The following is a 19,111-nucleotide window of genomic DNA, read 5'->3' as shown; positions in this document are numbered from 1 at the left end:
GAAAAGAACTCGAAGGGGGGAGTGGCCGAATGTTATACCCTTAGCAAGCTAATTAACAAGTTGGTACATAATTCGGCAAGGGCTGCATTGGCGCTGAAATCAGGGCAAATGCCCTCTCCCGCTGGGGGAGAGGGCGGGTATCAGACTTAAGTATCAGTGATGTCGCGGTCCTTGGTTTCCGGCAGGAAGAAGGTGCCGAGAATCGCCGTCATCACCGCGATGACGATCGGGTACCAAAGCCCGTAGTAGATGTCGCCGGTGGCGGCGACCATGGCAAAGGCCACGGTTGGCAGGAAGCCGCCGAACCAGCCGTTGCCGATGTGGTAGGGCAGTGACATCGAAGTGTAGCGGATGCGCGTGGGGAACAGCTCCACCAGCCAGGCGGCGATCGGCCCGTAGACCATGGTCACGTAGATCACCAGGATGGTCAGCAGCAGCAACACCATCGGGTAGTTGGTCTTGGCCGGGTCGGCTTTTTCCGGGTAGCCGGCATCTTTCAGGGCCGTGCCCAGGGTGGCGATGAAGGCGTCGTTCTGCGCCTTGAAATCGGCGGCCGGCATGCCGGTGCCTTCAAAGCTTTGCAGCACCTTGTCGCCGATATGGATCTGCGCGACGCTGCCCGGCTCTGCCTTGACGTTGGCGTAGGGGATGGCTTTTTTCGCCAGCACGCTCTTGGCCAGGTCGCAGGAGCTGGTGAATTTGGCCTTGCCCACCGGGTCGAACTGGAACGAGCACTGGTTGGGGTCGGCCACCACCGTCACCGGGTTCTTCTCCTGGGCGATGAACACGTCGGGGTTACCGTATTCGGTCAGCGCCTTGAAGATCGGGAAGTAGGTCAGCGCGGCGATGATGCAGCCGGCCATGATGATGCCCTTGCGGCCGATGCGGTCCGAAAGGCTGCCGAACAGGATGAAGAACGGCGTACCGATCAGCAGTGAGCCGGCAATCAGCAGGTTGGCGGTCTGCGGGTCGATCTTGAGCATCTGCAACAGGAAGAACAGCGCGTAGAACTGCCCGGTGTACCACACCACCGCCTGGCCGGCGGTGCCGCCGAGCAGGGCCATGATGACGATCTTGAGGTTGTCCCAGCGGGCGAACGACTCGGTCAGCGGCGCCTTCGAGGCCTTGCCCTCGGCCTTCATCTTCTGGAACACCGGCGACTCGCTCAGTTGCAGGCGGATGTACACCGAGACGATCAGCAGCAGGATCGACAGCAAAAACGGGATCCGCCAGCCCCAGGCCTCGAACGCCTCGGTGCCGAGAATGGTTCGGCAGGCGAGGATCACCAGCAGCGACAGAAACAGCCCCAGGGTGGCGGTGGTCTGAATCCACGAGGTGAAGTAACCGCGCTTGCCCTTGGGCGCATGCTCGGCGACGTAGGTTGCCGCACCGCCATACTCACCGCCCAGGGCCAGGCCCTGGAGCAGGCGCAGGGTGATCAGGATGACCGGCGCGGCCACGCCGATGGTGGCGTAATCGGGCAGCAAACCAACCACGGCGGTGGAGATACCCATGATCACGATGGTGATCAAAAAGGTGTACTTGCGCCCGATCATGTCCCCTAGCCGGCCGAACACAATCGCGCCGAACGGCCGTACGGCAAAGCCTGCGGCGAAGGCGAGGAGGGCGAAGATGAACGACGTGGTCTCGTTGACCCCGGCGAAGAAGTGCTTGGCGATGATCGCGGCGAGCGAGCCGTAGAGGTAGAAGTCATACCACTCGAACACCGTGCCCAGGGAGGAGGCGAAAATCACCTTGCGCTCTTCCTTGGTGATCCCGCGTTTGGGCGCGCTGCCCGTGGTTGTATTGTCGATTGCCGCCATGAGTCTTCTCCGTCTTGTGCTTGTAGGCCGGAGTTCCCACTGTCCTTGCCGCACCCAGGCCTTAGGGTGATGTCATCGGATTGCGCAAATCATGAACACAGACTGACGGCCTCGCATTGCTGCAAGGTTTCTTGAAGCATAATCAGGTTTGTCTGGATATCCACTCGCCAGCATCAGCGAGTGTGGGGATCACTCACTCGAACAGCACTTCAGAGGCCATCTGCGGATACTCGGCCTGCAGCGTGGCCAGGCACTTCTGCATCAGTTCGGCGTCTCTGGGCAAGCGCCTGGCAAAAGCCTCCCAGCCACTGAGCTGCAACTGTCGAGGCATCTGTACAAGTCCGCTGATCGCATCCCAGAAGGCATCCCAGTTACAGCCATACCATTCGGGAAAACCGAGGGAGTCCCTTAACAGGTGATGCAATTGCCTGGCGCTGGTCACCTGGCCCAGATCAATCCTTACCACCCGCACCCGGCTCAATTGAAATGCCCCAGGTAGGTGAGCGTGGCGGTGCTTTGTGGCTGGCGCGAATGGGAGTGATCTGCTGAGCGGCGGTCGCCGTAAATGGCGTTGTCGCCGACGATGATGAAGTGACTGAAAGCGTCCAGAGACCGGGAACACAATTGCGCTTTCTGCGCCTCGTCGGCCATCAGGCTCTGCACATATTCCAGCGACTCATCCAGCTCGACGAAGTCCGAATCCATGAACCACTCAAGCTCCTGGGCAAGCTGCCAGGACGGATTGCGATCTTCCCAGGCGGCGAATTCGGCAGCACTCGCGCTGGCGGGCGGCTCGGGTTGCCATTGCTCGAAAGCGAACTGGCGGGCGTGCGTTTCGCTTTCGAAGGTGGCGGCGAAGAGGTGGAAGGGGTAGTGGTCTGGATTGTCCATAATCTGCCTTGCGGGCTGGCCGGAAAGGGGCTGCAGGTTATCAGTGATCGATGTTCAGGATTACGACCGCTGCGCGCTCGATCGCTGGCAAGCCAGCTCCTAAAGCCAACGAAAATGTCTGGCCAACAACTAAACCTGCATATTCAACTTTGTCAGGGTGACGTTCTTGAACAGATCATCCTCTATCAACTCCGACACACCGCCTGCAGACATTTTGAACGAGATAAACGCCATGCTCTCGACCGGCACGCGTTGTAACGCGCTAATCAGGAAACTGGCGGCAAAGCCGTGGGTTACGATAATTGCGCATTCAACCTCAGCATCCAGCGTTGCGACAAAGTCGTAAATTCGACGTGCGAATTGCCGACGGGTTTCAGCCCCGTCGCAGATGGCATGGTCCATGCGCTCGCCGGGTTTCTCGGCGCAAGGTTTCATGATGCTGTCATGCAGCGCCTGCTCCATGCCCTCATGACTGCCGAACGACATCTCGCGCAACCGTGCGTCGAGGTTCGGCTCAAGCCCCAGGGCATCGGCAACTATTGTTGCGGTCTCTTTACAACGCAGCAGGTCAGAAGAGTAAATTGCCGGGCTTTTTGAAAACCCCTGGGCCGTAAAAAAACTGGCCAGGGCCTGGGCCTGTTCGATCCCTTTAGGCGTTAGCCTGGAATCAAACCAGCCGCCGACAAGGTTATCGATGTGATGTTGCGCCTGTCCGTGGGTAACAATGTAATACCGCTTCATAGGTAGTTCACTTTTCTTCCATTCGTAAGTGTTCGCTGCCAGGCCGGCGATTGTGCCAGAACTGGCAGTTTGCAGCGATAAAACGCCGCAAGTACGACGCAATACGGACAAAAAACGCATGCCCCGGACAGATCGCGCAGCGATTCGCCAATCCGGGCTTTTTGCAATATTAAGTCGCAGGTCAGCCCGCAATAGTAGCCAGCCCAACGTGACTTCCATGAGGCTGCATCGTGTATCAACGACTGTTGTGTTCGCTGTCCGTTTTGAGCCTGTCCATCGCCGCCGCCCAGGCCGCAGAAAGTGTGCCGCTGGATACCCCGCGCCTGGCGCGTATCGACAACTTTCGCGATATCGCCGGCACCACCCATGCCTATTCCACTGCCCACGACGGCACGATGCGCAGCGGCGTGTTCTACCGCTCCAACGCCCTGACGCCGTCGCCAGCTGACCTGGCCACGCTCAACGGCCTGGGTATCAAGGCGATTTACGACCTGCGCACGCCGGACGAGATTGCCGCCACCCCCGACACCCTGATCGAGGCCGCGCGCTATCGCAACATCGACATCATCGGCAACAACACCTCCGGCGCCGATATCACCCGCGTCAGCTTCACCAGTGCCGCCGATGCCATTGCCATGATGCAGGAGACCAACCGCGCCTTCGTCAACGATGCCGGTATGCGTGGGCAGTTCACCACGCTGTTCAACGAACTGGCGGCGGGCGATGGTGCGGCGCTGTTCCACTGCACCGCCGGCAAGGACCGCACTGGTTGGACCGCCGCAGTATTGCTGAGCATTGCCGGGGTCGACAGCGCGACGATCATGGACAACTACCTGGCCACCAACGACTACACCGCCGCACGCGTGGCGGCGACACTGGCGCACATGCCGGCGAGCATGGCGGCGATCTATGCGCCGCTGCTGGCAGTGGACGCCAGCTACCTGCAAGCCGGCCTCGACCAGGTCACCGCGCAGTACGGCAGCATGGACAACTACCTCAAAGAGGGCCTGGGCTTGTCTCAGGAGACGATCTACGTACTGAGGGCCAAGATGGTGTCCTACAACAGCCTGCCCGGCCAGTTGGGCCTGCTCGGCAACGCTGCGGCCGGCGCGCAGCTGTTGCAGCAGTTGCAGGACAGCAGCCTGTCGGGCACCTACAGCGCCTACAACTACTACCTGCAGTCGGCGATCGATGCCGGTGACCTGGCTGGCGTCGAGTCGACCGTCGGCGGCCAGGTGCATGCCGACGCCGCCAGCTACCTGTTGCGCCAGGGCGCGCTGATCGACCGCGCCGCCGCGCCTTACAGCCGCGGCATTGAGCTTAAGGTTGGCCAGTACCGGTTGTGGAGTACTGCCCTGGCCAGCTACCTGGGCACCGACGGTTCAAGCCATGCCGCCAGCAGCAACGAGCACAGCCAGGGCCTGATGATCGGCCTGACCCAGCGCTTTTCCGAGCAGTTCAGCGGCCACGCCGGTTTTGGCTACAGCCGTGGCAATGTCGGCGGCGCGGGCGGTGAGGCGGACACCGACCTGACCTTGTTCAAGGCAGGTGCGCGCTACGCTCCGGCGGGGCTTGAGCGTGGCCTGTTCGTCGATGCCGGCCTCAGTGCCGGCTGGCTCGATTACACCAGTAAGCGCGAGCTTGGCGGTGGGCTGGGCGCGGCCAAGGGCGACAGCCATGGCACCCTCAGCGGCGCCAGCCTGGCCCTGGGCTATCGCATGCCATCCAGTGCCATCATGCTGGAGCCAAGCCTGGGCCTGCGCATCAGTCACCTGGACCTCTCGGGCTTTAACGAAAAAGGCAGCGAACTGGCCCTTGAGGTCGATGGCATCCAGCAAACCCGGCGCAGCGCATTCGCCAACCTCGATGTTGCACTCGGCGCCATTGACCTGGCGGGCTGGCAACTGGTGCCGGGCGTGCAGCTGGGCTACGAGCATGTGCTGGGCGATCACCAGGTCGACAGCCAGGGCCACCTGCTGGGCCTTGACATCGAACAGCGCGCCGCCTTCGACAACCGCGACCAGTTCACTGCCGGGGTCAACCTGATGGTCAGCCTGGGGGCGCTGAGCTTCGCTGCCGAAGCCGGCGCCAGCAGCGGCGGTGACAGCCACGGCGCCAGTGCCAGCCTCAAGGCCAGCTACTTGTTCTGACTTCCAGCCGGGCCAGCCCTGCGCCGCTGGCCCGCGCCGTTGCGCACGTCGGCAGGGCTGACGCCGAAGGCACTGTGAAAGTACTGACAGAACCTGCCGACATTGCTGAAGCCAGACGCCAGCGCCACCTCGGTGACCGACGCCGCGCCGCGTTGGCGCAGTGCATGGTGCGCGTGTTCCAGGCGCAGTTGGCGCTGGTAGGCGACGATCGACAAACCCATGAAACGCCGAAAACCGTCCTGCAAGGCACGCAGGCTGACGTTGCACATTCGCGCAAGCTCGGTGCCGCTCACCTGGCTGTGCGGATGGGCCTGAAGGTACTCGATGGCCAGCTTCACATGTCGCGGCGCGATCATCGGCGCCGGGCGCTGCAGGGCCTGGCTGAAGTTGTGCGGCCAGATTTCGAGCAGCGCATCGACGAGCATTTCCTGCAGGCGCGCCGGCATCAGCGCCCCGGCGTGCAGCAGCAGGTCGAACTGGCTGCCGGTGGCCAGCTCCACCAGGGCCCTGATGCCCTGCAGGTGGGCCAGCGGCACCACAGGCTCAAAATACAACCTGCCGAGAATCGGCTTGCCCAGCAGCGTTGCCAGCCGCTCGGTAAACAGCGCCCGGCGGATCGAGATACCGCACTGGTCGTGATCATCCATCAAGCGCATCGAGCGTACATCGGCCTTGTCGATCGCCAGGCCCATGTGCCGAAAACCCGCCGCGTCACGATCGGGGTTAAGGATCAGGGTCCCGGAGGAGGGAATGACGAAGGTGATTTCATCCTGTGACTCGGGAAAGCAGAAAGTGAAGTCACCGCGGTAATGCATGCGTCGAAAACTCACGCCGTCATGGCGGCCATAGACGCCACCGATGTTGATGTTACCGGGCAGCGGTGGGATATCGGCGTACAGGTTGCCGAACAGGCTGCTGAACACTGCGCCGAAGTCGTCGCTGTGCATGCTGTCTGAGCGCAGGATGATCTGTTTGCGGGTCATGCTTGAGTACACCTTCGGGGTCACCTGGCGTGCGAGAGGTTTCGGGGCAGCAAAACATCAAGAGGCTAGCAGCTGGACGTGACAGCGGCGTGACCCATATGGGGGATAACAGGGTGCTTTACCCAGGCTGGCCAACCATTTGTCGGACATAATGCACTTTTGCCACCACCCTCTGGCCAGCCCGTATTTCCCTGCTTAACTGATCTGGGCTGCCAGGCAGGCAGCTATGCGCCCAGGGAGGGTTTCATACCCGTTGCACCTCGGTAAACCGTACCCAATCGGGCATGGCCGTACCGGACCGCAGCGTCTTCGCCGCAGGCAATCTGCGCGTGACGCAGCGCGGAGGTTGCGACGCCGTTCGCCTGCATCCAACTGTGCGCCAAGGAAGTCGCCCGCCAGAAACAGCCACGCGCTTGTTTCCACTCATTGTTTGCAATGGAGGCACCATGACTGACTCACTACAAGCACCTGTAATAGGACTCTTCCCCCTGTCCTACGTCATCGGCACCGATGCACCCGGCGCCCAGCGCCTGGTTCTCGATTTGCTGGTGCATCCGTCTGACCGCACCCTGCGCGGCAGCGCCCAGCTCACCCAGGCCACCAACCCGCCACTGGACCTGAACCTGGACGTCTGGGGCACCTACAGCTACCAGCTGTTCCTGCCGCCGAGCCCGAGCAATATCCTTATCACCCTGCAAGGTAACCACGGCGGCCCGACGGCCAATTCGCCGATCATCTTCAGCCTGCACCTGGCGGTGGGCTCGGACTGGCAGAAAGGCCAGGCCGGTTACCGCTACCTGAATAACCAGGGGCAATGGATCGTGGTCGAGGCGCCAGCGCACCGCGAAGACACCCGTATCAAGGCCTTCGGTAATCAGGACATCCAGGCGCTATTGCACACCGCGACCCTGGAGGCGGCCATTGCTACCGGCGATGTCGCCCACCTCAAGGCCCTGGCGGCCGGTGATGCGGGCGTAGCCCTGAACACCGCCATCGATTCGACCAAGAGCGCTTCCGGCAAAGCCGGCAAGTCCAGCCGCGCCTGACCAGACAAGGAGTCGTACCATGCCCGCAATCGGACTGTTCCACACCCGTCTCAACGTACGCACCGGCCTGCTCGGCGCCCCCGTGCTGACCCTCGATCTGTTGGTCAACACCGTGCACAAGAAGATCACCGGCGTGGCCAGCATCTTTGCTGCCACCTACCCGCCGCTGAACTTCCATGCCGATGTCTGGGGGGATTACTCGGACCTCAAGCTCGGCCTCAAAGGTGAGGGCCATATTGTTATCAACCTCACCGGCAGCCCCAGCGGCCCGTTCAGTACCCTGGAGCAGACTTTCCATCTGCACGGAATCCTTGATGCCAAGTGGGCCAGCGGCACCGCCAGCTATCGCTACCTGCGCCTGGATGGCGGCGGCTGGCAAGTGGTAGCGCATGCCAACGTACGCCAGGCGCCGACCGAGACTCACCAGAGCCAGAAGGACGTCAGCGAACGTAGCCGCAGCCGCCTGCAGGCGGCGATTGGTCAGCTGGAAAGCGCGTAAAGGCGCGTGACAAGAGGGCAGCCCGGTAGCCCGGGCTGCTTATCGACTGCATCCAGGCGCTGCCAAACAAGGCTGCATCGGCGACAACGCTGACGATGGCTGCCGATTCAGCAGGGCGATGACTTTGAGTGCTTCGTGGCGGGTTTGCCCGAGTAATTGCGTCAGGCACAAGACTTCCCGGCGAAAACCCGGATAATGGCGGCCAAATCGTTTTGCTCGTATGGTATTCCCGCATGGAAATCAAGGTTAACTTTCTCGACAACCTTCGACTTGAAGCCAAGTTCGATGACTTCACGGTGGTGGCCGATCAACCGATCCGCTACAAGGGCGATGGCTCGGCACCGGGGCCGTTCGATTACTTCCTGGCTTCGTCGGCCCTGTGCGCGGCGTACTTCGTCAAGCTGTACTGCCAGACCCGCGATATCCCCACCGATAACATCCGCCTGTCGCAAAACAACATTGTCGACCCGGAGAACCGCTACAAGCAGATCTTCAAGATCCAGGTCGAGTTGCCGGCCGATATCAGCGAGAAAGACCGCCAGGGCATCCTGCGTTCCATTGACCGCTGCACGGTGAAAAAGGTTGTGCAGACCGGCCCCGACTTCGTCATCGAAGAAGTGGAAAACCTCGACGCCAACGCCCAGGCGCTGCTGATGCTCGACCCGTCCTCGGACACCAGCACCTTCATCGCCGGCAAGGACCTGCCACTGGAGCAGACCATCGCCAACATGTCGGGGATTCTCGCCGGCCTCGGGATGAAGATCGAGATCGCCTCGTGGCGCAACATCGTGCCCAATGTCTGGTCGCTGCACATTCGCGATGCGCAGTCGCCGATGTGCTTCACCAACGGCAAGGGCGCCACCAAAGAGGGCGCGCTGGCCTCGGCGCTGGGCGAGTTCATCGAGCGGCTCAACTGCAACTTCTTCTACAACGATCAGTTCTGGGGCGAAGACATCGCCAACGCCGAATTCGTCCATTACCCCGACGAGCGCTGGTTCAAGCCAGGCCATAAAGATGCGCTGCCGGCGGAGATCCTCGACGAATACTGCCGCGAGATTTACAACCCCGATGGCGAGCTGTGCGGCTCGCACCTGTACGACACCAACTCGGGCAATATCGAGCGTGGTATCTGCTCGCTGCCGTTTGTGCGCCAGTCCGACGGCGAGGTGGTGTACTTCCCCTCCAACCTGATCGAGAACCTGTACCTGAGCAACGGCATGAGCGCCGGCAACACCCTGGCCGAGGCCCAGGTGCAATGCCTGTCGGAGATCTTCGAGCGCGCGGTCAAGCGTGAAATCCTCGAAGGCGAGCTGGCCCTGCCGGACGTACCGCAGGAGGTGCTGGCCAAGTACCCGGGCATTCTCGCCGGTATCCAGGGCCTGGAAGAGCAGGGTTTCCCGGTGCTGGTCAAGGACGCCTCGCTCGGCGGCGCCTTCCCGGTGATGTGCGTGACCTTGATGAACCCGCGCACTGGCGGCGTGTTCGCCTCGTTCGGCGCCCACCCAAGCTTTGAAGTGGCGCTGGAGCGCAGCCTCACCGAGCTGCTGCAGGGCCGCAGTTTCGAAGGCCTCAACGACCTGCCGCAGCCCACCTTCGAAAGCCACGCGGTGACCGAGCCGAACAACTTTGTCGAGCACTTCATCGACTCCAGCGGTGTGGTCTCGTGGCGCTTCTTCAGCGCCAAGGCCGACTTCGAGTTCGTCGAATGGGACTTCTCTGCCGAGGGTGAAAACGCCAACGCCGAAGAAGCCGCGGCGCTGTTTGGCATCCTCGAAGACATGGGCAAAGAGGTGTACATGGCGGTGTACCAGCACCTGGGTGCCACCGCCTGCCGCATCCTGGTGCCGGACTATTCGGAAATCTACCCGGTGGACGACCTGATCTGGGACAACACCAACAAGGCGCTGTTCTTCCGTGAGGACATCCTCAACCTGCACCGCCTGGATGACGAGCAACTGCAGTCGCTGGTCGAGCGCCTGGAAGAAAGCGAGCTTGATGATTACACCGACATCACCACCCTGATCGGCGTCGAGTTCGACGACAACACCGCCTGGGGCCAGCTGACCATCCTCGAACTGAAGCTGCTGATCCACCTGGCCCTGCAGCAGTTCGAGCCGGCCAAGGAGCTGGTCGAAACCTTCCTGCAGTTCAACGACAACACCGTCGAGCGCGGCCTGTTCTACCAGGCGGTGAACGTGGTGCTCGAAGTGGCCATGGACGACGAGCTGGAGCTGGCCGATTACGAAGCCAACTTCCGCCGTATGTTTGGCAACCCGCGCATGGACGCGGTGCTCGGCTCGGTGGACGGCAGCGTGCGCTTCCATGGCCTGACGCCGACCAGCATGAAGCTCGAAGGCCTAGACCGTCACCAGCGTCTGATCGACAGCTACAAGAAACTGCACGCGGCGCGGGCCAAAGTGGCCAATTTGTCGCGCTAAAAGGCGCCAGCAAAAACAGCACCTTCGGGTGCTGTTTTGGTTTATGCGCACAGGTTATAGCCATGTAGCCAACCGGTCTTGCCGCTCAAACGCTGGCGCTTGCCGCAGGCGGGGGTTGGCGTTTAGCTGAGCGTTCGTGTGAACAACCTCATCAGGTGCAGACCATGAGCACACCCCTGGATTTGCATGCGTTAAAGGCGCGCCAGCAGGCGGCGTGGGCCAGCGGCGACTACGCGGTGATTGGCACCACCTTGCAACTGGTTGGCGAGCGCCTGGCCGAAGCCTGCGACCTGCGCTGGGACGAAAAGGTCCTGGATGTCGCCGCCGGCAACGGCAATGTCACCCTGGCCGCCGCCCGCCGTGGCTGTCAGGTGACCTCCACCGACTACGTGCCCGAACTGCTCAAGCGCGGCGAGGAGCGCACCCGGGCCGAGCACCTCAACGTGGCCTTCCAAGTGGCCGATGTCGAAGCCTTGCCGTTTGCCGATGGCGCCTTCGACGCCGTGGTCTCGACCTTTGGCGTGATGTTCGCCCCCGACCAGGCGCAGGCGGCCAGGGAACTGGGTCGCGTATGTCGTTCGGGCGGGCGCATCGGCCTGGCCAACTGGACCCCGCAAGGTTTTATCGGGCAGATGTTCAAGACCCTCGGCCGTCACGTGCCGCCACCGGCCGGTGCACAACCGCCGTCGCGCTGGGGCGATGAAGAGCAGTTGCACAATTTGTTCGGCGACGACATCGGTGCGATCAAGGTCAGCCGCGAACACTTCAACTTTCGCTATCGTTCGCCGGCGCACTTCATCGACGTATTCAGAACCTGGTACGGGCCGGTGCACAAGGCGTTTGCCTCGCTCGACAGCGACCAGGCCCGCGCGCTGGAAAGCGACTTGACCCAACTGCTGAACGACAACAACGTGGCGGGAGGTGCATCGCTGGTGGTGCCGAGCGAGTACCTTGAGGTGGTCATCAGCCGCCGCTGAAATCATCGCAGGTCCTGCGCGCAAGCGGTGGGAGCGGGCCTTGCCCCGCGAAACGGTCGGTTGTGTTGTTTCATGGTCGAGCAAAGCAAAACCAGTAGTAGTAAATGAATGAGAAGTATTACCATGCACGGCTTTCCTTAGCTGCCAGGAGATCCCGTCCATGCCCCCGTCCAGCCCTCACGATGTTGGCGCGCTGTATCTGCAGCATCACAGCTGGGTGGTGGCCATGCTGCGGCGCAAGCTGGGCAATCGCGAGCAGGCGCTGGACCTGGCCCAGGACACCTTCGTAAAGCTTCTGCGCAGCGAGGTGCCGCCACTGCTGCGCGAGCCGCGGGCGTACCTTGGCACCATCGCCAGCCGCCTGTGCCTGCAGCATTTTCGCCGCCAGGCGCTTGAACGTGCCTACCTGCAAAGCCTGGCTCAGCTTGAGCCGCAGCATCAGCCGTCGGAAGAAACCCGGGTGCTGGTGCTCGAGGCGCTGGACGCCGTCGGCCAAGTGCTCGATGGCCTGGCCAGCCGGGTGCGGGAGGTGTTTTTGCTGTCCCAGCTCGATGGCCTGACCTACCCGCAGATCGCCGAGCGCCTGGGCCTGAGCGTCAATGTCGTGCAGAAGGCCATGCTCAAGGCCTATCGGCATTGCTACGCTGCCGTGCACGGCGAATGAAGCCGATGCCCGCAGCCGAGCCGCGCCTTGACCCGCACGTTCTGGAACAGGCGATGCTGTGGATGGTGCGCCTGCAATCGGGGGTGAGCTGCGATGCCGAGCAACTCGCCTGCCAGCGCTGGCGCCAGGAAAGCGCGGCCCATGAACTGGCCTGGCAGCGGCTCAGTGGTATCGGCCAAGGCCTGCGAGAAGGCACCTGCGGTTTGTCGGCGGCGGGCGCGCGCAGCCTGCTTGAGGCGCGTTCGCTGCCTTCGCGCAGGGCAGTCCTCAAGAGCCTGGTCGCCGGTGGCGTACTGATCGCCAGTGGCTACGGGGTACAGCAGCGCAGTGTGCTGCCGGGCCTGTTCAGCGATTACGCCACTGCCACCGGCGAGCGCCGCAACTGGACCCTGGCCTCGGGGCTGGCGCTGCAACTGGATACCCGTAGCGCCCTGGACAGTGATTTGCTCGATGGCGTCCGGGTGCTGACTTTGAACCGTGGGCGGGTATTGCTGGAGGTGGGGCAGGGCACCAGCGTCAGCCTGCGCACGGGCGAGGCCCGGGTACGGCCAGCGGCACTGTCGCGCCTGGTGGTCAGCCGGCAACCCAGCGCGACGCTGGTGCAGATGCTCAAGGGCACCGTGCAGGTCGAGCATGGGCAGGACTCAGGCTTGACCCTGCAGGCCGGCTGGCAACAGCTTTACAGCAGCACCCGGGCCGGGCCGTTGCTGCCACTGGCAGCGGGCGCGCAGGCCTGGACCCAGGGCCTGCTGGTGGCGCAGCGCATGCCGCTGGCCGAACTGCTGGCCGAGCTCGACCGCTACCGCCCCGGCGTGCTGCGTTGCGATCCGCAGGTTGCCGGGCTGCAGCTCAGCGGCTCGTTCTCCCTTGATCAACCCGATGCCAGCCTTGAGCTGATCACCCAGGTGTTGCCGGTTCGCGTGCAGCGGCTGCTGGGTTACTGGGCCAGCGTTGTCCCGGCCTGAAATAATGTTCATTGGCGTTGGCAGGTTTTCTTGCTTCGCGCATCAAGACAAGGGAAAGCGCTGAACAGCCAGCGCCATGCCCACCTCTGCTCTCCAAGGACTGTCTCGATGCGTTGTCGCCTTACCCCCCTTGCCACTGCCGTTCGCGCCCTGATGCTGGGTGTTACCCTGGTCACCTTCAACCCAACCGTAATGGCTGCCCAGGCGAGCGCGGAGCAGGCCGGTGTGCGCAGTTATGACATCGCCCCGGGGAGCCTGGACAGCGTGCTCGGCCAGTTTGGCCAGCAGGCCGGGGTGATGGTCGCGGTGGACTCGCAGGTGTCCAACGGCCTGCACAGCCCCGGGCTGCGCGGCCAGTTCGCCGTCGACCAGGCACTGGCGCAAGTGCTGGCCGGCACCGGCCTGCAACCTGTGGTCATGGGCCAGGGACGTTACCGGTTGATACCCCGCGCCGCGGATGCCGGTGCCCTTGAGCTGGGAGCGACCAGTGTCAGCGCCGCCGGCCTGGGCGCCACCACCGAAGGCACGGGCTCCTACACCAGCGGCTCGACCAGCACGGCAACCAAGATGAACCTGTCGATCCGCGAAACACCGCAATCGATCAGTGTCGTTACCCGCCAGCGCATGGACGACCAGCAGCTGCGCAACATGTCCGATGTGCTCAACCAGACCCCAGGCGTGACCATGTCCCAGGACGGCGGCGAGCGCTTCAACATCTATTCGCGCGGCAGCGCCATCAACACCTATCAGTTCGACGGCGTCACCACCTACCAGGAAAACCAGACCCGCACCATGCCCAGCACCCTGCTGGACATGGCCATCTACGACCGGGTAGAGGTGGTGCGCGGTGCCACCGGGCTGATGACCGGGGCGGGCGACCCCAGCGGCGTGGTCAACGTCATCCGCAAGCGCCCGACCCGCGAGTTTCAGGGTTATGTGCAAGGCGGTCTCGGCTCCTGGGATTTCAAGCGCCTGGAGGCAGACGTCTCCGGGCCGCTGACCCCGACCGGCAACCTGCGTGGGCGCATGGTGGCGGCCAAGCAGCTCAACGACACGTTCATGGACTGGTACCAGCAGGACCGCGACATTCTTTACACAGCGCTCGAAGCCGACCTCAGCGACACCACCCTGGTGCGCCTGAGCATCGACCACCAGCGCTACCGGCCCACCGGCGGCCAGGGGGTGCCGATCCTGTTCAGCAACGGCCAGCCAACGGATTTCTCCCGTGATGCCAGTTCCGGCGCGCGCTGGGCGTCAGATCGCTTCGACACCAACAACTACAGCCTGGCGCTCGAACAGCAGCTGGCCAACGACTGGCAGTTGAAGGTCGCGGGTACCTTCATGGATGTCGATCGCGACACCCGTAGCGGCTCCTACCAGAGCTCCACCGGCATGTCGTACATCACCCCCGAGGGCAATGCCACCATCAGCCAGGGCTGGTCCGAAGCCACCCAGCACCAGAAAGCCGTCGATGCCACCTTGCAGGGGCCATTCGAGCTGTTCGGGCAAACCCATGAACTGATCGTCGGCGCCAACTACCTCGACTACGTCAACCACCACTACGCCACCAGCGGGCGTTCGGCCATCGTCGACTTCAATACCTGGAACAACGAACTGCCCAAGCCCGACAAGGACAGCTTCGCCCCGGCGCTGGACTACGACGTCGACACCCGCCAGAGCGGCTACTTCGTCGCCGGGCGCTTCAACCTCAGCGACAGCCTGCACCTGATCCTCGGCGCCCGGGCCAGCAACTACCGCTATCACTACTATTCCAAGAGCCTGGCTTCCGGTTACGTGCTGGACTACAGCATGACCGAACGCGGCGAAGTCACGCCCTACGCCGGGGTGGTTTATGACCTGACGCCCGAGCAGTCGATCTATGTCAGCTACACCGATATCTTCAAGCCACAGTCGAGCCAGGACCGCAGCGGCAAGGTGCTGGAGCCGGTGGTCGGCAAAAACTATGAACTGGGCTGGAAGGGCGAGTTCTACGACGGCCGCCTCAACGCCAACGTCGCCGCCTACGTGATCAAGCGCGATAACGTCGCCGAGCTGGATGCCGGCTACACCGTGCCGGGCACCGACCAGGACGCCTACCGCGCGGTCAGCGGGGCCAAGACCAAGGGCGTTGACCTGGAACTGGCCGGTGAGCTCGCCCCGGGCTGGGAGCTGCAAGCGGGCTTTAGCCACTCGCGCACCGAAGACGCCGAAGGCCAGCGCCTGACCAGCCAGCTGCCGCTGGACACTTTCCGGTTGTGGACCACCTACCAGTTACCCGGCCAATGGCAGCGCCTGACCCTCGGCGGCGGCGCCAGCTGGAACTCCAGCAACTCGCTGTACTTCAGCCGCTACAACAGTCGCGTCAGCCAGGATGACTACGCGGTGTTCAACCTGATGGCGCGCTACCGGCTCAGCGATCATCTTTCTACCACCCTCAACCTCAACAACTTGCTGGACGAGAAATACTACGCCGGCTTCTCTGGCAGCTACGGGCACTACGGGCCGCCGCGCAATGTGATGATGAATGTGCGTTACGACTTCTGAGGTTTGTAGTCGCAATGGATCTGCATGCTCTCTGTTTCGTTTCGATGGATGTCAAAGCCGCATTGTTTCAATGCGTCTTTGACCCTGTCGATAACCACCAGGTAGTGCGCTGCGCGTGCGCGCTGGCGAGTCAGCGAGGTAAAGACGCCAAAGGGCAGAAAGCGCAGCCTTTTTCCCTTTAACACAATGGAGACATCGACATGTGAGCCATCCACGTCATGTCCATTGGCGCCAAATATCTCGCCGACTTCATCCTTGCGACCGGGGTAGCAGGCGCAGAACACCTTGATGCCCAGCCAGCGTGAGAGTGTTCTGAACGAACCCAGATGGCTGTTTTTGTTTTCATACCCACGCACCAGCAACAGCTCAATGTCGGGTGGCAGCGTTGATTGGGCCTCAATCAATTTATGGAAAGTTTCTTCATCGATGGCTACTTCAGAGGACGGCCAGCGCGGGGATACTCGTATCCCGTGGCGCTCTCCCTTTGGCAATACAAGCATGCTGGGCGTTCTCAAATGGGGCTATCCGGGGAGAGGGGGCTGGTCAGATCAAGCACATCGACGACTGCACCGCTGAAAAAGTCCACGACCTCCAGACGGTGGGTCAGCAATTGATCGCCAAACCAGTCAGCGGCGAGCCGGCCGGGTGGGCCTTTGTGGCGTACAACCGTGGTTTCGATCTGGCCGCTGTCAGCCGCAAGGATGATGTCTTCACCCCAATTCGAACGCTGCGTCGCCGAGATCGGCAGGCACAGGTGAGTAGCGGATTCATTGAACAGGATTGTCCCGGCGCCTACCTGACCATATTCGTCGATGTCCCTGGACCACAATGTCGCGCCGTTGCGATCGCAGCACAGCAGGCGGTTGTTTTCACCGGTGACAAACAGGTATTGACCATCACGGGAAAAGCGCAGGCTTCTGACCTTGGCGTCCAGCACCAGGGTGATCTTGTTGATCTCGCCACTGGCGCAATCAACCGTCAGCACACTGTTGCTGGCCCGCTCATCGGGTGCCCAGAGTTTGCCTTGCACGGGGTCGATGCAACCAAACCGGGCATCGACATTACGGGCGATCGGTTCGCTGCATTCGCCGCTGTCCAGGTCGATGACCACCGGGCGCTTTTTATCGTTGCCGACCCCGACCAGCGCGTACCGGCCGCTGGGGTCCAGGTGCGACCAGTACGCCAGGAACCTGTCGGTTTCATGCAGCGCCGTGCGATCTTCAAGAAAGCTCAGGCGCGAGCGACTGGCGCCACGCACCACCCGCCAATCGGTGCCTTGCAGGGCCATGCGCCGGCCATCGTGGGAGATGTCGCAAACCCTGTCGTCGGCCTGGGTACCGACGGGGTGGGTCAATGCACCGGTGTCCGGATCGTACTGGGTCAGGCAGGCGGGGCGAATACTGTCGCTTTTATCGAAGAACACCAGGCGGCGGGGTACATCAATGTACATTGCAACTCCGAAGGCCATTGGGCAAAGAGGCGCAAGGATAAAGCGTGTGCCGGCTGTATGGCGAGCGCTGTGCACTCGATCGCGGGTCGAGCCCGCTCCCACTGGTCCGGGGTGCACAGATCCATTGTGGGAGCCGGTTTTGCCGGCGATGAGGCCAGTAATGTCACGGCTATTGCTGGGGATCCTGCGGGCGGATCAGCGCCGGATCGGACTGCAACTGCCACTGGCTGCGTTGCGACTGCAGCTGTGCCTCCAGGATCGATACGCCGCGGTCACGCTGGGAGATGCGCTCGCGTTCGAACAGGTCAGTGAGCAGGCCAAGCAGGTTGCGTGATTCCGAGACCGACGCCGGAGTGCTCACGTCGCTTTGCAGCACGCCATCGGCGTAAGAGCGCACACGTTCATTGCGACTGGCCTGTTGGCTGACGCTGGCTTCGACCAGGCTGTTTTTGTCGTAGCGCAAGCGCGTGCTGGTGCTCGATTGGTCGCTGACCTCGTGGTAACGGTAGTTCTGCGTCGCCAGGGCGTCGACCAGCGCCATCTGCGGGTTGAGGCTGGTGTGGTAGGCGGCCGACAGGTTCGCTTGCTGATCCTGTTGCACCGCGCGGTTCGCCGGCGACGCACCCCTGATCGTGGTTGACTGGGACACTTTGTAGTCGAAGCGATCCAGCTCGGTGGGGCGCAGCGGGTTGGGCTGTTGGCTGGTCTGGCTGATCGAGGCGCTGAAGTCGGCCAGGCCACTGAGCAGGGCGGTGTCTTTGGCGGCCAGCAGCGGGATGCTGCCGGTCGCTGGCCTGGCGATATCGTCGGCGCTGTTGAGCTGGACGAAGGCGTCCTTGAGCAGGGCCACCAGGTTCTCGTCGCCTTTGCCGCGGCTCTGCGCCGCATCGAACTGGCTCAGGTAATTACTGATCGCCGCCTGGCGCTGGGCGCTTTTACCCAGCAGCGAAGTGTCGCGGGTATCGAGGTTCAGTTGTACGTTACCGGCCGGGCCCTGCAGGCTGAGCTTGCGTGCGCTGTCATCCAGGGTCAGGTCGAACGTCAGCTGCTGGCCATTTACCGTGTCCAGCTTGGCGTTCATCTGCAGCGCGCTGAACAGGGTCGAGTCGAGCGTGGCCAGCTTGCCCAGTTGCAGGCGTGGTGGTTGCTCGCTCAGGCCGTTGATGGCGCCCTGGAAACTTTCGGCCAGCGACGCCAGGCCCTTGAGCTCATCGCTGCTGAGCTGGCCGCCCTGTACTTCGGCGCTGACCGCCAGGCCTTGCTCATTGCTGGCCAGGGACAGGTTCACGGTGGCACCGGAAGCGGTGGTCAAGCTCAGGTTTACCGCATTGGCCGGGTGCTGGCGCAGGTTGTTGCTCTGCACCTTGAGTGCTTCGGCGCTTGGCTGGGCGCCGTCGGCGAAGGCGAACACCGATTGCGTAAACGACTGGCCGCCGTTGGCTACCAGTTGATTTACCAAGGCTGCGCCGAGCCCGTGGAAGCGCGAACCGATAGCGCTGGCCTGAACACCCACCATCATGTTCATGCTCAGCTTGTTCAGGTTGTCGTTTTCCAGCACATAGCGCAACGGCACCGCGAGGGTCCCGCGCGACGAATAAGTCGCTGCATCTTCGCTACGAGGGCTTTGGCCCAGGTTGACGGAGGTACTGGGCGGCGTCGCGAGCTGATCGGTGCGACTGCTGACAGCGTTGGCCGGTGTCGCCTGGGGGGCGGCGTATGCAGGGGCAATGCGCAGTCCTGCGTTGATTGGGTTCATGGTCGGTACCCGTGGTTTCCATACGTGTTCAGGGATATCGGCGGTGGATTTCAAAGCTTTAGTGTGCAGGGGCCGGCCTGCCCCGGGATGCGACCAACGCGCTGCCGTCGGCGTGCGCCAAGACCAGCACTTTGCGGCGCAGTGGGTTAGGATCAGCGCATGCTGCACTGCTGTTCCACTATCA

At 62.5% G+C, this 19,111-nt stretch carries 16 protein-coding genes; 8 read left to right on the top strand and 8 right to left on the bottom strand.

All coding sequences use genetic code 11. The features are described from left to right. Positions 1 to 146 precede the first annotated feature (146 nt). From ACZ9A3_RS13250 to ACZ9A3_RS13235, 4 genes are all read right to left on the bottom strand, one after another. A complete protein-coding gene (locus ACZ9A3_RS13250) occupies positions 147 to 1,823 on the bottom strand; it encodes an MFS transporter (protein ID WP_093381417.1) in 1,677 nt (558 codons plus the stop codon). 193 nt (positions 1,824 to 2,016) lie between these two features. Beyond that, entirely contained in the window at positions 2,017 to 2,289 is a 273-nt protein-coding gene (locus tag ACZ9A3_RS13245; RefSeq protein ID WP_476252754.1) for a barstar family protein, read from the bottom strand. Between the two features lie 11 nt (positions 2,290 to 2,300). Continuing rightward, positions 2,301 to 2,714, bottom strand: coding sequence for a hypothetical protein (locus ACZ9A3_RS13240; protein WP_476252753.1), 414 nt, complete (start codon positions 2,712 to 2,714; stop codon positions 2,301 to 2,303). A gap of 129 nt (positions 2,715 to 2,843) precedes the next feature. Continuing rightward, positions 2,844 to 3,674 carry a histidine phosphatase family protein gene (locus ACZ9A3_RS13235; RefSeq protein WP_476252752.1) on the bottom strand — a complete coding sequence of 277 codons (831 nt, stop codon included), beginning with the start codon at positions 3,672 to 3,674 and terminating at the stop codon, positions 2,844 to 2,846. A gap of 11 nt (positions 3,675 to 3,685) precedes the next feature. On the opposite strand from ACZ9A3_RS13235, the gene ACZ9A3_RS13230 reads away from it, so the two are divergent. Next, positions 3,686 to 5,605, top strand: a complete 1,920-nt coding sequence (locus ACZ9A3_RS13230; RefSeq protein WP_476252751.1) for a tyrosine-protein phosphatase — start codon at positions 3,686 to 3,688, stop codon at positions 5,603 to 5,605. Here ACZ9A3_RS13230 and ACZ9A3_RS13225 read toward each other — a convergent pair. Further along, entirely contained in the window at positions 5,593 to 6,588 is a 996-nt protein-coding gene (locus tag ACZ9A3_RS13225; RefSeq protein ID WP_476252750.1) for an AraC family transcriptional regulator, read from the bottom strand. The two genes, ACZ9A3_RS13230 and ACZ9A3_RS13225, sit on opposite strands and share 13 nt — an antisense overlap. Positions 6,589 to 7,034: 446 nt before the next feature. Between ACZ9A3_RS13225 and ACZ9A3_RS13220 the strand changes: the two genes are divergently transcribed. From ACZ9A3_RS13220 to ACZ9A3_RS13190, 7 genes are all read left to right on the top strand, one after another. Beyond that, the gene (locus ACZ9A3_RS13220; RefSeq protein ID WP_213603980.1) at positions 7,035 to 7,634 is read left to right on the top strand and encodes a DUF1842 domain-containing protein; all 600 of its coding nucleotides are present in this window, start codon (positions 7,035 to 7,037) and stop codon (positions 7,632 to 7,634) included. A 19-nt stretch (positions 7,635 to 7,653) separates the two neighbouring features. Next, positions 7,654 to 8,133: a DUF1842 domain-containing protein gene (locus ACZ9A3_RS13215; RefSeq protein WP_258593955.1), complete on the top strand. Its 480-nt coding sequence runs from the start codon at positions 7,654 to 7,656 to the stop codon at positions 8,131 to 8,133. A 233-nt stretch (positions 8,134 to 8,366) separates the two neighbouring features. Then, on the top strand, positions 8,367 to 10,571 hold the full coding sequence (locus tag ACZ9A3_RS13210; protein ID WP_476252749.1) for an OsmC domain/YcaO domain-containing protein: 2,205 nt from the start codon (positions 8,367 to 8,369) through the stop codon (positions 10,569 to 10,571). A gap of 164 nt (positions 10,572 to 10,735) precedes the next feature. Further along, positions 10,736 to 11,548 (top strand): class I SAM-dependent methyltransferase, encoded by an 813-nt coding sequence (locus ACZ9A3_RS13205; protein ID WP_476252748.1) that lies wholly within the window; start codon positions 10,736 to 10,738, stop codon positions 11,546 to 11,548. 160 nt (positions 11,549 to 11,708) lie between these two features. Next, positions 11,709 to 12,212: a sigma-70 family RNA polymerase sigma factor gene (locus tag ACZ9A3_RS13200; protein WP_045194157.1), complete on the top strand. Its 504-nt coding sequence runs from the start codon at positions 11,709 to 11,711 to the stop codon at positions 12,210 to 12,212. Continuing rightward, entirely contained in the window at positions 12,209 to 13,177 is a 969-nt protein-coding gene (locus ACZ9A3_RS13195) for a DUF4880 domain-containing protein (RefSeq protein WP_476252747.1), read from the top strand. The genes ACZ9A3_RS13200 and ACZ9A3_RS13195 overlap by 4 nt, the downstream gene beginning before the upstream one ends. Before the next feature lie 108 nt (positions 13,178 to 13,285). After that, positions 13,286 to 15,721 (top strand): TonB-dependent siderophore receptor, encoded by a 2,436-nt coding sequence (locus ACZ9A3_RS13190; RefSeq protein ID WP_476252746.1) that lies wholly within the window; start codon positions 13,286 to 13,288, stop codon positions 15,719 to 15,721. On the opposite strand, the gene ACZ9A3_RS13185 is transcribed toward ACZ9A3_RS13190, so the two are convergent. The 3 genes from ACZ9A3_RS13185 to ACZ9A3_RS13175 form a co-directional block, all read right to left on the bottom strand. Further along, on the bottom strand, positions 15,709 to 16,221 hold the full coding sequence (locus ACZ9A3_RS13185; protein WP_093381439.1) for a hypothetical protein: 513 nt from the start codon (positions 16,219 to 16,221) through the stop codon (positions 15,709 to 15,711). The genes ACZ9A3_RS13190 and ACZ9A3_RS13185 overlap by 13 nt on opposite strands. A gap of 11 nt (positions 16,222 to 16,232) precedes the next feature. Then, positions 16,233 to 17,171 carry a YncE family protein gene (locus tag ACZ9A3_RS13180; protein WP_213603986.1) on the bottom strand — a complete coding sequence of 313 codons (939 nt, stop codon included), beginning with the start codon at positions 17,169 to 17,171 and terminating at the stop codon, positions 16,233 to 16,235. A gap of 169 nt (positions 17,172 to 17,340) precedes the next feature. After that, positions 17,341 to 18,927 (bottom strand): hypothetical protein, encoded by a 1,587-nt coding sequence (locus ACZ9A3_RS13175; RefSeq protein WP_093381444.1) that lies wholly within the window; start codon positions 18,925 to 18,927, stop codon positions 17,341 to 17,343. Positions 18,928 to 19,111 lie beyond the last annotated feature (184 nt).

It is taken from the genome of Pseudomonas sp. TE4620 (assembly GCF_056279045.1).
The sequence above is the reverse complement of the archived record's forward strand: the minus strand, read 5'-3'. Positions and strand labels throughout refer to the sequence as shown.

Bases quoted from the DNA above. Each gene is read 5' to 3' on its own strand.
- ACZ9A3_RS13250 (WP_093381417.1), bottom strand. From the start codon at position 1,823: ATGGCGGCAATCGACAATACAACCACGGGCAGCGCGCCCAAACGCGGG.
- ACZ9A3_RS13240 (WP_476252753.1), bottom strand. From the start codon at position 2,714: ATGGACAATCCAGACCACTACCCCTTCCACCTCTTCGCCGCCACCTTC.
- ACZ9A3_RS13235 (WP_476252752.1), bottom strand. From the start codon at position 3,674: ATGGAAGTCACGTTGGGCTGGCTACTATTGCGGGCTGACCTGCGACTT.
- ACZ9A3_RS13225 (WP_476252750.1), bottom strand. From the start codon at position 6,588: ATGACCCGCAAACAGATCATCCTGCGCTCAGACAGCATGCACAGCGAC.
- ACZ9A3_RS13220 (WP_213603980.1), top strand. From the start codon at position 7,035: ATGACTGACTCACTACAAGCACCTGTAATAGGACTCTTCCCCCTGTCC.
- ACZ9A3_RS13215 (WP_258593955.1), top strand. From the start codon at position 7,654: ATGCCCGCAATCGGACTGTTCCACACCCGTCTCAACGTACGCACCGGC.
- ACZ9A3_RS13210 (WP_476252749.1), top strand. From the start codon at position 8,367: ATGGAAATCAAGGTTAACTTTCTCGACAACCTTCGACTTGAAGCCAAG.
- ACZ9A3_RS13205 (WP_476252748.1), top strand. From the start codon at position 10,736: ATGAGCACACCCCTGGATTTGCATGCGTTAAAGGCGCGCCAGCAGGCG.
- ACZ9A3_RS13200 (WP_045194157.1), top strand. From the start codon at position 11,709: ATGCCCCCGTCCAGCCCTCACGATGTTGGCGCGCTGTATCTGCAGCAT.
- ACZ9A3_RS13195 (WP_476252747.1), top strand. From the start codon at position 12,209: ATGAAGCCGATGCCCGCAGCCGAGCCGCGCCTTGACCCGCACGTTCTG.
- ACZ9A3_RS13190 (WP_476252746.1), top strand. From the start codon at position 13,286: ATGCGTTGTCGCCTTACCCCCCTTGCCACTGCCGTTCGCGCCCTGATG.
- ACZ9A3_RS13185 (WP_093381439.1), bottom strand. From the start codon at position 16,221: ATGCTTGTATTGCCAAAGGGAGAGCGCCACGGGATACGAGTATCCCCG.
- ACZ9A3_RS13180 (WP_213603986.1), bottom strand. From the start codon at position 17,171: ATGTACATTGATGTACCCCGCCGCCTGGTGTTCTTCGATAAAAGCGAC.
- ACZ9A3_RS13175 (WP_093381444.1), bottom strand. From the start codon at position 18,927: ATGAACCCAATCAACGCAGGACTGCGCATTGCCCCTGCATACGCCGCC.